The organism is Gilvimarinus sp. 1_MG-2023 (assembly GCF_030548285.1).
Genome location: NZ_JAUOSC010000003.1, coordinates 134,945 through 146,872 on the forward strand (window position 1 = coordinate 134,945; position 11,928 = coordinate 146,872).

Below are 11,928 nucleotides of genomic sequence, written 5' to 3' on the forward strand. Positions count from 1 at the left end.
GGCCTGCGTTTATGGTCTAACTTGTCTAACTTTCTTTAACTAACGAGTACTACTTATTGTGATCTTCGTGGTTAGGATAGTAAGACATAGTCATTGCGTCGCACTTAGACCCCGCTTTACAGGTTACGTTCTCAATATTAATGTAATAAGTTGTGTTAGTCTCCAAGGCACAATAGCTGCGCGCCGGGCCTTGTTGCACACTGATCGACAATTCCGCGGAACCTTGATCCTCACAACGCTGAATCCAAGCGCCCTCATCCAGCGCCGGGCCACCGGCACACTCTGAAATCCACACATGGCGGGTATTGTCATAAGCGCGGAAAATAAAGCCCACCTGATAGTCCGGATTGTTGCCAGTTGTAAATTCCAGCGCCGTTATCCCGTCATGCTTACCTTTGTTGTTCAGTAAGGATAATGGTACATCCTGCATGGTCGACTGCTTGCCGGATGCGTAGGCATATGCACCATCCTGACCAAAGGGTAGGTCATCATTGGTGTAGGCAATGGGGGCGCAAGCGTCCGGCACACCGCCTGCCAGGGTCAGCGACAAGGTGCGGTTATCTTCACCACTAACCTCTTTAACATCCTCATAATCACTGCCCTGTAGGGTAATCACCGCGGTACCTGTATCGCCATCACCTTTAGTGTAGGTGGCTTCCCACTCGTTAAGGTTGCCCGTTGGCACGGGTGTACTCACCGTACCCTTAGTGGCCGACAAGCTGCCGACAAAGCTAACCGCCTCGTTAAACTTAATGGTAATGGTGGTACTGGTATCGCCTTCCTCTAGCGTTGATTCGGCTGCGGTAAAGCTCACCACCTCTGGGGGGTAGTTCACCACACAAACGCCACCGTCTAGCTCAGTGCCGGGGCCGCAGTGCTCCTCTGTTGCTGAGTCACTGCCGCCGCCCACACCAACACACATGCCTCCCACTAGGTCAGCATCAACACCGCAGAAATCACCTGGGTTAACCGGGTCAGCCACACAAAGGCCGCCACTAATGTCAGTGCCACTACCACAATAGTCTGCTGGGTTGACCGGATCGACTGGCTCAGCTACACACTGGTCACCTGCTGCGTTTACATCAGTGCCTGGACCACAAGCGGTGCCCGTGCTGCCAGCAGCTATATCCGCATCATTAAGAGTAATGGTGCCATCAGGCAACACCTCCACTGAACCTACATCGTAGGTTATGCTGGAATCTGCCCCATTAACCGTCAACTGCCACTGGGCCGCTGCAGGCATGCCACTTAGCGCCGCACCCAGTGCGACCACGATAGCCGATTGCTTGAATAAAGTCATAATCACCCTCAATACCTATAGTTTTAGATTCTTACAGGGCGCCTTTTATATTTCAAAATAGCATATCACTTAACACCCTTTAATGATCCTATTAAGCGTTGTTCGCGCCTGATTGTCAACGCCCAAATACTCGAAACCTGCACCATTCACCCCTTAATTCGAACCGCTCGCCTCCTTTATTTACCCTCAAAAATTGAACAAAAAAAAGGCGCAGCCTAAGCTGCGCCTTTATCACCACTTAACTTGCAGCTAGTGGTTAGTCACTACCTACAGAGCGAGTGTATTTGTGCTCAACCAAGCCGCTATAAGCCTGTGCCACATCGTACTCTTCGCCTTCGTGCTCAACGGTAACGCTAGCATTAATGAAGGTTTGCAGCGCAAAACCAACCACCGGCAAACCGTTAATCACGGTAGGACCGTCAGTTAGCTCATTTACAGCCAGCTCACGACCTGGCGATGCAACATCAACACCGAAGGCATCAACAGTCAGGTCGATGGTAGCCCAACCGGCATCAAAGATAACGGGCAGAGCTTCAAACAGGTAGCCGTCTTCGTGGCCACCAATCGCTGGACGGTAAGTAGTGTCGTCCAGAGTCTCTACGTCGTCCAGGTCAGTTTCCGAAGCATCCCAGAAACCAATCACGTTAACTTCTTTACACAGGTTAAAGCCAACAGGCTCAGAAGTTTCTACTGAAGGACGTGGAGAGAAGTCCAAGCCGCTGGTAGGATCTTCAGGAATAGTTTCTTGCTCTTCACGATCCCAGTAGCGAACATTGATTGGCTCACAAGCGCCTTGAGCTTCATCAGTCCAACCAAACTCAGAAGTGAAAGGGGCCTGCTCAGCAGCAGTTCCAGTCTCTACGTAGAAACGCTTAGTCGGGAAGGTAATAACCCAGTCGGTCGCACTGTAACGATCTTCGTCCAACACATAGTCGTTCGACAAAGTGTCGCGCATCAGGGCTACAGATACCGCATCACCCGCAGTAGTGTCGAAGTCATAAATGCGGGTACCACCAAACACTTGCGCCACGTCGGTAGCAGCTGCCAAAGTAGGCTCAACACTGCCAGGTTCGGTGTGGTTTGGAGCGTCGCCATCAAAGTCATCCAGAGCTACTGCACTGTAGGTGGCTGTAGTACCGGCATTGGCGTTAACAACAGAGCCGTAACCGTAAATACCACCAGTTGCAGCGAACACACCGTCAGATGGGTCACCCTCATCAGCTGCGGGCAACGGGTTACCATTGGCATCTACCTGAGCCCACTCACCGGTACCTTCGATACCATCTTCAATACCGGTACCATCGATACCAGCAACCAACCATGCGGCAGACAGCGCGTCACAATCGGTAGGAATACCAACATCGGTGTGATCGGCAGCGTCGGCCCAATCGGTGTCAAGAACACCCATTTCGATGACTTCTACGTAACCCTGACGTACACGATCAAGAGTTTGCGGGCCATCATCCGCATCGGCACCAGAGGTACTACCACCGGTATATTCTAAGTCACGGAAAGGAACGAATATAGGGTCACTGCTTCCGTCTGAGCTCAGCTCGTGGAAAGCGGCAAAGTTAGGTACGGTACAGGTGGTATCACCCGCGTAGTTACCATCAGCATCGCTTGGCAACACCAGGCCAGCGCCTTCACCGTTAGCCTGAACAGCCACACTCCAGTGATCGTAAGGTGACATATACAAGTTAAAGTCGAGCACCTCGCGGCTGTTAACACCTTCAATAAAGCGCACTTTAACGGCTTTTGCTTCACTGCTGGTGTTAGTCAGGTTAATGGTGGTGTAGTTGCCGCCATCCGCTGAGTAGTAAGGGAAAATCAGCGCCGAGCCAGTGCCATCAGAATTGATGTGCACAGCCTGAGCGGTACCTGCTGCACCAGCCAGTCCAGCCAGCATTGCCAAAGGTAGAAGTTTTTTCTTCATTGTCTAGCTCCTAGATTTACAAAGTATCGTATTGTTTTCTGTAAGCGGGCCGAAAACAGCCCTACAAACTCGATTTACCACCAGCACATGACCGGCCGGATGCTCAGTGAACACCCAATCGCGTTCTAAATTAACACACCCTTTCGACCTTAACAATAGTCTCGAAGGGCGATTTAAGCTCAAACCCAAACGCGGGCTAGCGCCATATTCAAAGTTAGACCAACATCACACCCGAAATAAAGAGGTGCCTAACGTGTTAACTAATTCTAACTTTACCAGACGCCAGCAGTTTACCTGCTGTTTTCACGACTGGGAAGGCCTAACTTAAAAAAATTCCCACAAACAACTTGAGGCACTGCAAAGCCTTAGACCAACAACCTCAACAAGCCTGTGAAAATCTACCCATAAACAGGCAAAACACGTACCAGCAACAGCTCTTTGCCTCGCCACCCCCGCCATCGCATCATAAAATAGCGCTTTGAGCCTCTGATCGCAAACGCGAGACTACCGACTGATACTCACTCGCTGCAAATATTTCAGACCCGACCACAAACGTATCCGCACCAGCACGAGCCACATCAGCGATATTGTGCACCTTTATGCCGCCATCAACCTCCAGAGATATCGGCAAGCCACTGCTATCAATCATGCGTCGGGCACTGCTGATTTTCTCCAGCGTGTAAGAAATAAACTCCTGCCCCCCAAAGCCCGGGTTAACAGACATTAATAAAAGCATATCCAATCTCGACAATACGGGCTCAGCCACTGCCACCGGCACCGCTGGGTTAAGCACTAAGCCGGCCCGGCACCCCAAGTCCCGAATCAAGGTCAGAGATCTGTCCAAATGTCGTGTTCCGTCAGGGTGTATGCTTATATAGGTCGCCCCCGCGGCGGCAAACTGCTCAATCAACGAGTCGACTGGCTCCACCATAAGGTGCACATCTATTGGCGCACTGACACCGTACTCGCGCAATGCACGACACACCATAGGCCCCATGGTTAAATTGGGCACATAATGATTATCCATAACATCAAAGTGGATCATATCCGCCCCGGCAGCCAGCACGGCATCACACTCGGCGCCCAATCGGGCAAAATCGGCACTTAAAATAGAAGGCGCTATTATCATACTCACTCTCTCAGCGTTAAATCATCAAACCCAATCAGTACTGCATACTACCTTATGCTAGCGCTATAGGAATACTAGCCAAAATTTGGCTATAATGCGCCCCATCCGCAACGCACCCTTTATATGCACCTATTATGTTCAATTTGTTTACCAACAAAACTCGCAGCAAACATTATTCACCTGCCGCATTGGTTGCGCCGCACGATTACAGCGCCATTGACACATTGGTCAAAGTTATTGAGGTGTCAGATGCCGAGCCTTTTATTGGTCGTTTGTTTGCACGTAAATTTGGAAGCCCTGCGCCCGACTACCCACGTCACTTTGTGTCATTTTACGCTCCGAAAGAAGCGGAGCAACCGATTGCGCTTGGCTATTATCACCAAAGCCCCTTCGAGCAGTGCTACCTAGGAGGAGGGTTAGTGATCGACGAGCGCGCCTACCGCCGCCTGCCAGCCGCGCACCGTAAAATTATCAGAGCCGCTGGCGGCATTGCCGAACATTTATCCATCAAAACATTCGAGTTACTCGGTGATCACGTAGACGCGATCTGGGGGCATGTCGGCAACCAACAGGCTAAAAAAGTCGACTCACGGGTAGGCGGCCTGAGCGTCAGTAACTCAGAGCACTTAATGGTGCTGTGGCGCAATCAGGCGCTATCCCAGGCGCAAAAACAGCAAATCACACGAAAGGTCTCAGACCTACCGCCGTTTTAACACAAGAGCTGACAAAGCAATGAGCCGACCAAGTAACAGCACGCAACGTATACCCGTACTTTGCTATCACGGTATGATTGCCAACACTCGCGACTACCTCGGCAACGATCATATCGCTCTCGCGCAGGACCTGGACACTTTAAAGGAGCTAGGTTTCCGCCCCATTAGCACCTTTGATCTAATACAGTTTATAAGCCATCAACGCTCTTTGCCTGCAGACAATGTATTTTGCCTGACGTTTGATGACGCCCCACCACATGACTTCTACGATTATACTGATCCTAAAATAGGGCCAGTCCCCAGCATAAAAAGTATTCTTCAAGCCTCCGACCTGTTTAGACAGCATCCTGTACCGGCCACTTGCTTTGCCATTGCTTCTGAGTCGGCACGGCGGGAGCTCGCCCAAACCTGTATGAATGGTGAGCGAGCTTGGGGCAGTGAATGGTGGCAAACGGCCATCGACGAAAGAGTATTTTCCATAGGCAATCACAGCCTGGACCATATGCATGACACATTAACTCAAACCGCACATTCGACCGGCAAAAAAGGAGAGTTTTATTCGGTCGATAATTATCGTGACGCGGACCTTCAGATAAGGCGGGCACAGGATGAGCTAAATACACTCACGAACCAGCGTACCGCCCGAGTATTTGCCTACCCTTACGGCCATGTAAACCGCTACCTGGCAGAAGACTACCTGCCCAATCACCAAGACGAACATCAACAGCTAGCAGCATTCTCGACCGATGGTGATTTTGCTCACAATGACAGCTCCATTTGGCGAATCCCCCGGTTTGTTTGCGGCGACCACTGGAAAACGCCCGACCAACTCAAACAAATTTTGACCGACGGACGACGAAACTAATGATTAACGAGCAAACGGTAGCAGTGGTTCTGCCCGCTTACAATGCCAGCAAAACCCTTGAGACGACTTACCGCGAAATTCCCATGGATATAGTGGATATTGTGGTTCTAGTAGACGATGCCAGCAAAGACAACACCTCAGAGGTGGCCCGGCAATTGGGCATCGAGCATGTTATTGTGCATGAATCCAATAAAGGTTACGGGGGCAACCAAAAAACTTGCTATCAAAAAGCCCTCGTTCTAGGGGCAGATATTGTGATTATGCTCCACCCCGATTACCAATATACCCCTAAATTAATCACCGCAATGGCTTCCATCATTGCCCAAGGCTTGTACCCGGTGGTACTGGGCTCGCGTATCTTGGGCGGCGGCGCCTTGCGCGGCGGCATGCCCATTTACAAATACATTGCCAACCGCCTGCTTACATCATTTCAAAACTTGTGTACGGGGGCCAAACTGTCGGAATACCATACTGGGTACCGCGCCTTCTCTGCCGAGGTAATCCGTAGCCTACCACTCGAGCAAAACAGCGATAATTTTATTTTTGACAACCAAATGCTGTCACAAATTATTGCACAGGGTCACACCATCGGCGAGATTACCTGCCCCACCAAATACTTTCCCGAGGCATCATCGATCCGCCTACTGCCCAGCAGCATTTATGGCTTAGGGGTTATTAAAGTGTCGCTGTTACACGCCATAAAACGCCTCAAAGGGGCCCTGCAAAGGTCGCCAAGCGTATGAAGTTACCAGCAAGTTATACAACAGAACGGCAGAAGCTGGCACTTTTATTGGTAATAGCCGCGTTTGCCTGTGCCGCAGTTTGGTTTCGATTGTGGCAACTACCTTTACAGCTGATTGCAGATGATGAATGGCACGCATTACATAAATTAACAGCCTCGGATGCATGGGGAATATTTACCTCGTTTGGTCACGCGGACCACAGCATACCCGTCACTTTGTACTATTACGGCATTTCACTTTTCACTCCTCTCACAGAGGGTATTTTACGCGCTCCGATGGTGGCCGTAGGTTTGGCCACTCCTATTGTCATCCCCCTGCTATGCGGTCGATTTTTAAGCCGCCAAGAACAGATACTGCTGTTTTTGTTGCTGGCGCTATCGCCCATTCTTATTTACTACACACGCACGGCCCGTCCCTATGCCATTTCTACGTTTTTGACGGGCATTGCAGTTATTGTTTTCTATTTGTGGACAATTCGCCCCTCTGTCGGCAAAGCAGTGGTTTATTTATTGTGTTGCAGCTTATCCGCCTGGATGCAACCAGTTACGCTTACTTTTTTATTAACGCCTTTTTTATTTTACGGTATAAAAAGTTTGTACTTATGGGGCAAGCGCGGTCACCACCGGCTGTTTTGGTTGCTACTCGCCCTCGGACTTTCACAACTCGCGGCGCTAGCACTACTATTGGGCCCACCAATTTACTACAACATTCATGAGATAACAGGTAAAACTGGTAGTGACTCGCCTACCGTGACCAGCCTTATCGACACTTTTAGGCTGCTGTTAGGTAGCGCCTCCAACTTTTACGGTGCTCTTGCACTCGCAGCTACAATATTTGGCGTATATACCCTATGGCAGCGCAACCGGGAGGTGACGCTTTATATTGGACTGTGTATCGCTCTACCCTTTATAGTTATAGCCAATAGCGGAGCAGCCTGGATTCAGCACCCGCTGGTCTCGGCCAGATACGGCCTTCCTGCCCTTTTATTTTTGGGTATATTTTTAGCTACGGGCATCGCTCAGGCCACACGCATAATGCACCGACAGCTTTTCACCCCTCTCGTGGTTGCCACAGCGGCTGCAATATATTTTGCTGGCCCCTTACCCAGGATATATGCACCCGATATTAATCAGTTTACCAACCATATGGTGTACCAAGCTGATTACCGCTGGGAAGAAAACTACTACAACGTCGAGCTCGATAACCGACCTATATCTGAATTCTATCAAACCCTCGGTAGCGGCAAGCCCAAAGAGGTCAATATTGTCATAGCTCCTTGGTTTTTAGAATGGCACTGGGACCGTTGGTACATTGACCAGGCAGTACACCAACAACAAATAACTGCGGGCTTTCTCGACGGCTTTTGTGGCAGCCGGTTTTATGGCGAATACCCCCCTGAGAATCAGCAAATTGCTCTAAAAAATATTGTGCACATAAGTGCGCTTGCCACCAAGAGCCATCATTCAAAGCATGACTACTTGATTTATCACAAAAATGCCTCAAGGGGCGACCGGGATGCTGCTCGCTATCGAGAATGCGGCCAAAAAGTGCGTGAAATGTTTGGCCCCCCAACTTACGAAGATGATGTGCTGGTGGCTTACCCCCTTAACCATACAGTAGGGCTTTAAGATGCAAATACTGGCCAAGAGCCTAGTAGTCGTCAGTGTAGCTGTCTTTTTGGCGGGCCTAACCTTTGCCAGCTCACTGGCTCACTGGCTCTTGGCAATGACCGCCCAGGCCAGCGCTTTTATGCAGAGCGCACCTATTATGTTTACCTTATTGTTTTTCATCAGTTTTGTTGCGATCACCTGCACCGGCCTTCCAGGCGGGGCTGTATTTTCTATTTTAAGCGGCTATTTTTTTGGTGCCGGACCGGGGTTTGTCATGTGCATGTTAAGCACCTCGTTAAGCGCTTTTTGTATATGGATACTCGTACAACACTCAGGTTTACAAGTACCGGAAAGTATTTTTGCAAAACAACGCCTGATAGTGATGAAGTTTATACAGCAACATGCCTTTGGCACTATTTTGGCAATTCGGTTAATCCCAGTTATCCCGTTTTATTTGGCCAGTTTACTATTATCTTATTCTGGGGTGCGTTTGAGTGTGTATTGGGGGGCAACTATCTTAGGGCTAATACCCAGCGCTCTGGCGTTTTGCTGGATCGGAAAGGGGTTACACAGTGCAGTGGTAACTGAAACTACATCTTGGCAAGATTTGATCAGCTCTCCCTTGTTTTACATTCCAGTGCTGGCACTATGCTTGATGAGCCTAGTCGCCACCCTATTGAAGCGGCGACTTAACGCTTAGAAAGATCGCCCACCCGAAACGCGCCGGGCCTAGAGCTGATCTAATGTAAGCTAGAGAATTTGACTCTTTAGGGTGAAAATGGCTATCAATACTGCAATCGTTTGACTTGCACCAGTCCATTACTACAACGTAGCTTACGCGTGCATAAGCTCAGCCCAACTCCAGCATAGCCAAGTTAAATGAACCACACCCTGCGATTAATCGATGGCCGGGCGCTCTTTAAAGAGCGTAAGGTGCTGTTCACCCGACTTTTCATGGTCGGGACGGCCATTAGAGTAATAATAAAGTGCCAGCGACTTTCGATACCTGTCTGCCGGACAGGTCAACTCCAGCGGATGGCCGTGGAAGGTAAAATCGGTTGTACCAAAAATCACTACCCGATTAAACACGGGCAGAATCTTTTGCGGGGGCAAGGCTAAGTCTTTATCCCACAATTCTAAGTGGCCGCCGTAACTTTCAGGCCAGTTTTTGTTGAGAAACATAATGAGGTTAAGGCGACGATCCAAGCCATTGCGCAAATGAATATTAAAATCGGCGTGCAGGTCCAGCTTGCCACCGGGCAAGGTGCTGTGAAACCCTCCACCGGTGAACTCACTGTCGGCGATAAGCCCGCTAATCCCTGTTAGCTTTTCTAGCCAAGCTAAAAAAGTGCGCGAATTTAAGGCATACAAAAAATGACGGGTAAAAAACGGAATATGTGAATCATCACCAGTCGCATTTTTTAACCATTCTGTACCGCGCCGAAACTCCTGCCACTTTTTTTGCTCACCAATACTGGGGAATTCATCATTGAGACTGCCGGCAATATCCGTATCAAAAAAATTATCTAACACAATGTGCCGAAAAGGTTTGGCGTGAACATATTGCTGGTGCCATTCTTTCAGGTGGTTTTGCATTTTTTGCTCCGGCAGAAAACGATCTTTCGCCATTACATCCAGCATTAAACGCTGCCTGTCATCCAATAACTTTATACGTTTCATAGAGTAGTTTTCATCCTGTCACTTCTAGCCAATAACCTTGGTGCACCACCATTACTGCCGACGCACTGATCTGTCATTTAATTTGTCTGCCAGTCACGCTAAAATCACCTCACCCCCAATCCCGCTTTTCAATTTGAGCTAACCTTTCCAGAGTACCCACGTCGCTCCACTGTCCGCGATAGACACTGCCCGATAAGTGCTGCTGTCCAATCGCCCAGTTGAAAGCCTCTACTAAAGGAAATAGACGGCGACTGCGAGGGTAGCGCATTACCAACGCGGGGCTAAGCAGGCTTATTCCCGCAAAAGTATAACCGGATACCGTGTTTGCGCACTCTGTAATAAAGTGGTCTCTTAAGTCAAAGTCACCTCGCAGCTTAAAGTCTGGATTCGGCACCAGTATCAAATGGCCAAGTTCATTTTGCTCCAGCCCACTCTGAATCAATGGCATCATCTCAAAGTCGGTAAACACATCGGCATTAACCAGCAAAAACGGCTCGTCACCCAACCAGTGGGCGGCATAGCGAATAGCCCCGCCGGTTTCCAAGGGCTCTGGCTCTTCTGAGTAGGTGATCTGCAGCCCCCAGCGGCTGCCATCGCCCAGTGCTTGGCGGATTTTATCGCCCAAGTAGGCGATGTTAATTAACACCTCTTTCACATCAGCCGCGGCCAAGCGCTCTAGATGCCATTCAATCAGCGGTTTCCCCCGCACCGGAATCAACGGCTTGGGAAGTGTGTCGGTTAACGGTCGCATGCGCTTGCCGAGGCCCGCTGCGAGAATCATAGCTTTCATTGGACTGGCCCTTGCACCGAGGTAAACGGGTTGTTGTCATCCGCCGGCTGATACCACGACTGCTGGCGGCAGATGGGCATTAAATCTTGCTCAAACCATTGCTGAATTGAGGCAAATTCGGGGTATTGGGACAATATTTGACGAACATAGCTCAATACACGCGGCAAATCGGCCAAGTAGCCCGACTTAGCGTCGCGCAGATGCAGCCGGGCAAAAATGCCCAGCACTTTGATATGACGCTGCAGCCCCATCCAATCAAACGCTTGTATAAAAGCCTCGTTGGAAATGGGCTTTAGCAGCCCTAAGCTCTCTGCCTGCTTTTTATAGTCGAGCGCCCAGGTGGTGACTTGCGCCTGTGGCAAAACCAGATAACAATCTTTGAGCAGTGACACTAGATCATAGGTGAGCGGGCCCACCACGGCGTCCTGAAAGTCGATAACGGCAATCTCGCGATCGGTCAACAATAGGTTGCGCGAGTGATAATCGCGATGCATAAACACTTGCGGTTGCCGGAGGGCACTCTGAGCGAGGGCCGCATCCAAACGATCAAGCTTTTGGGCTATTGCTTCATTAATATGCACCCCGAGCAACTGCTCGACGAACCAATGGCGGAAAATACCCAGCTCACGCACGATAAACGCGGCATCGAATATAGGCAGGTAAACGCTATTGGTTGGCAGTTGTGCCATTTGGCTCAGTGCGTCAAGCGCGCGCGGATACCAGCTGGCGGCACCGGCCTGCCCCACTGCCCCGGCCAGCAGTTGCCGGCCTAAATTTTCCACCAACAAAAAGCCGTTGTCCTCATCCACATGATAAATAGCCGGTACCCGTACTCCACCAGCCGAAAGGCATTGGGCTATGGAGACAAATTGCCGCGTATCCTCACTGCAGGGCGGGGCATCTACCGCCAACCAATCGGGATTTTCCGCCAGTGTGTAGTAACGCCGTCCACCAGCATCGCCTCCGCATGGTGATAAATGAGGTCGGTCCCCCAAGGTGGCCGCCAGCCATTGCTGGAGAGCTTGCTTTCGCGCGGCCGGATCAATACTGTGTGCAACCAAAATATTGTTATCCTGTATGGCTTACTAAACGCCCAGTGCTTTACGGCTATTCTACCTTTAACCACCGAGGCACTGGCAAGTAGTGCATAACGATTCGTAAGGTC

General features: G+C 50.1%; 11 protein-coding genes. 5 read left to right on the forward strand and 6 right to left on the reverse strand.

What is annotated here, in order from left to right; genetic code table 11:
* Positions 1-49: 49 nt before the first annotated feature.
* From Q4563_RS06080 to rpe, 3 genes are all read right to left on the reverse strand, one after another.
* On the reverse strand, positions 50-1,300 hold the full coding sequence (locus tag Q4563_RS06080; RefSeq protein WP_303603968.1) for an Ig-like domain-containing protein: 1,251 nt from the start codon (positions 1,298-1,300) through the stop codon (positions 50-52).
* Between the two features lie 256 nt (positions 1,301-1,556).
* Positions 1,557-3,233, reverse strand: coding sequence for a hypothetical protein (locus Q4563_RS06085; RefSeq protein WP_303603969.1), 1,677 nt, complete (start codon positions 3,231-3,233; stop codon positions 1,557-1,559).
* Between the two features lie 463 nt (positions 3,234-3,696).
* Positions 3,697-4,362 (reverse strand): ribulose-phosphate 3-epimerase, encoded by a 666-nt coding sequence (gene rpe, locus Q4563_RS06090; RefSeq protein WP_303603970.1) that lies wholly within the window; start codon positions 4,360-4,362, stop codon positions 3,697-3,699.
* A gap of 134 nt (positions 4,363-4,496) precedes the next feature.
* On the opposite strand from rpe, the gene Q4563_RS06095 reads away from it, so the two are divergent.
* Genes Q4563_RS06095 through Q4563_RS06115 form a run of 5 tightly spaced genes read left to right on the forward strand, consistent with a single transcriptional unit; the run spans position 4,497 to position 8,993 of the window.
* The gene (locus Q4563_RS06095) at positions 4,497-5,075 is read left to right on the forward strand and encodes a hypothetical protein (RefSeq protein ID WP_303603971.1); all 579 of its coding nucleotides are present in this window, start codon (positions 4,497-4,499) and stop codon (positions 5,073-5,075) included.
* A 19-nt stretch (positions 5,076-5,094) separates the two neighbouring features.
* Positions 5,095-5,940, forward strand: a complete 846-nt coding sequence (locus Q4563_RS06100) for a polysaccharide deacetylase family protein (RefSeq protein WP_303603972.1) — start codon at positions 5,095-5,097, stop codon at positions 5,938-5,940.
* The gene (locus tag Q4563_RS06105) at positions 5,940-6,683 is read left to right on the forward strand and encodes a glycosyltransferase family 2 protein (protein ID WP_303603973.1); all 744 of its coding nucleotides are present in this window, start codon (positions 5,940-5,942) and stop codon (positions 6,681-6,683) included. The genes Q4563_RS06100 and Q4563_RS06105 overlap by 1 nt, the downstream gene beginning before the upstream one ends.
* Entirely contained in the window at positions 6,680-8,311 is a 1,632-nt protein-coding gene (locus Q4563_RS06110; RefSeq protein ID WP_303603974.1) for a hypothetical protein, read from the forward strand. Before Q4563_RS06105 ends, Q4563_RS06110 begins: the two co-directional genes overlap by 4 nt.
* A gap of 1 nt (position 8,312) precedes the next feature.
* On the forward strand, positions 8,313-8,993 hold the full coding sequence (locus Q4563_RS06115; RefSeq protein ID WP_303603975.1) for a TVP38/TMEM64 family protein: 681 nt from the start codon (positions 8,313-8,315) through the stop codon (positions 8,991-8,993).
* Between the two features lie 197 nt (positions 8,994-9,190).
* Here Q4563_RS06115 and Q4563_RS06120 read toward each other — a convergent pair whose 3' ends face one another.
* The 3 genes from Q4563_RS06120 to Q4563_RS06130 form a co-directional block, all read right to left on the reverse strand.
* Complete coding sequence (locus Q4563_RS06120) at positions 9,191-9,973, reverse strand: 2OG-Fe(II) oxygenase (protein ID WP_303603976.1); 783 nt, start codon at positions 9,971-9,973, stop codon at positions 9,191-9,193.
* A gap of 109 nt (positions 9,974-10,082) precedes the next feature.
* Positions 10,083-10,763, reverse strand: a complete 681-nt coding sequence (gene murU / locus Q4563_RS06125) for an N-acetylmuramate alpha-1-phosphate uridylyltransferase MurU (protein WP_303603977.1) — start codon at positions 10,761-10,763, stop codon at positions 10,083-10,085.
* Entirely contained in the window at positions 10,760-11,824 is a 1,065-nt protein-coding gene (locus Q4563_RS06130) for an aminoglycoside phosphotransferase family protein (RefSeq protein ID WP_303603978.1), read from the reverse strand. Before Q4563_RS06130 ends, murU begins: the two co-directional genes overlap by 4 nt.
* Positions 11,825-11,928 lie beyond the last annotated feature (104 nt).

Excerpts from the sequence above, each read along its gene's own strand:
- Q4563_RS06085 (WP_303603969.1), bottom strand. The coding sequence starts at position 3,233 with ATGAAGAAAAAACTTCTACCTTTGGCAATGCTGGCTGGACTGGCTGGT.
- Q4563_RS06110 (WP_303603974.1), top strand. The coding sequence starts at position 6,680 with ATGAAGTTACCAGCAAGTTATACAACAGAACGGCAGAAGCTGGCACTT.
- rpe (WP_303603970.1), bottom strand. The coding sequence starts at position 4,362 with ATGATAATAGCGCCTTCTATTTTAAGTGCCGATTTTGCCCGATTGGGC.
- Q4563_RS06115 (WP_303603975.1), top strand. The coding sequence starts at position 8,313 with ATGCAAATACTGGCCAAGAGCCTAGTAGTCGTCAGTGTAGCTGTCTTT.
- Q4563_RS06120 (WP_303603976.1), bottom strand. The coding sequence starts at position 9,973 with ATGAAACGTATAAAGTTATTGGATGACAGGCAGCGTTTAATGCTGGAT.
- Q4563_RS06080 (WP_303603968.1), bottom strand. The coding sequence starts at position 1,300 with ATGACTTTATTCAAGCAATCGGCTATCGTGGTCGCACTGGGTGCGGCG.
- Q4563_RS06095 (WP_303603971.1), top strand. The coding sequence starts at position 4,497 with ATGTTCAATTTGTTTACCAACAAAACTCGCAGCAAACATTATTCACCT.
- Q4563_RS06105 (WP_303603973.1), top strand. The coding sequence starts at position 5,940 with ATGATTAACGAGCAAACGGTAGCAGTGGTTCTGCCCGCTTACAATGCC.
- Q4563_RS06100 (WP_303603972.1), top strand. The coding sequence starts at position 5,095 with ATGAGCCGACCAAGTAACAGCACGCAACGTATACCCGTACTTTGCTAT.
- murU (WP_303603977.1), bottom strand. The coding sequence starts at position 10,763 with ATGAAAGCTATGATTCTCGCAGCGGGCCTCGGCAAGCGCATGCGACCG.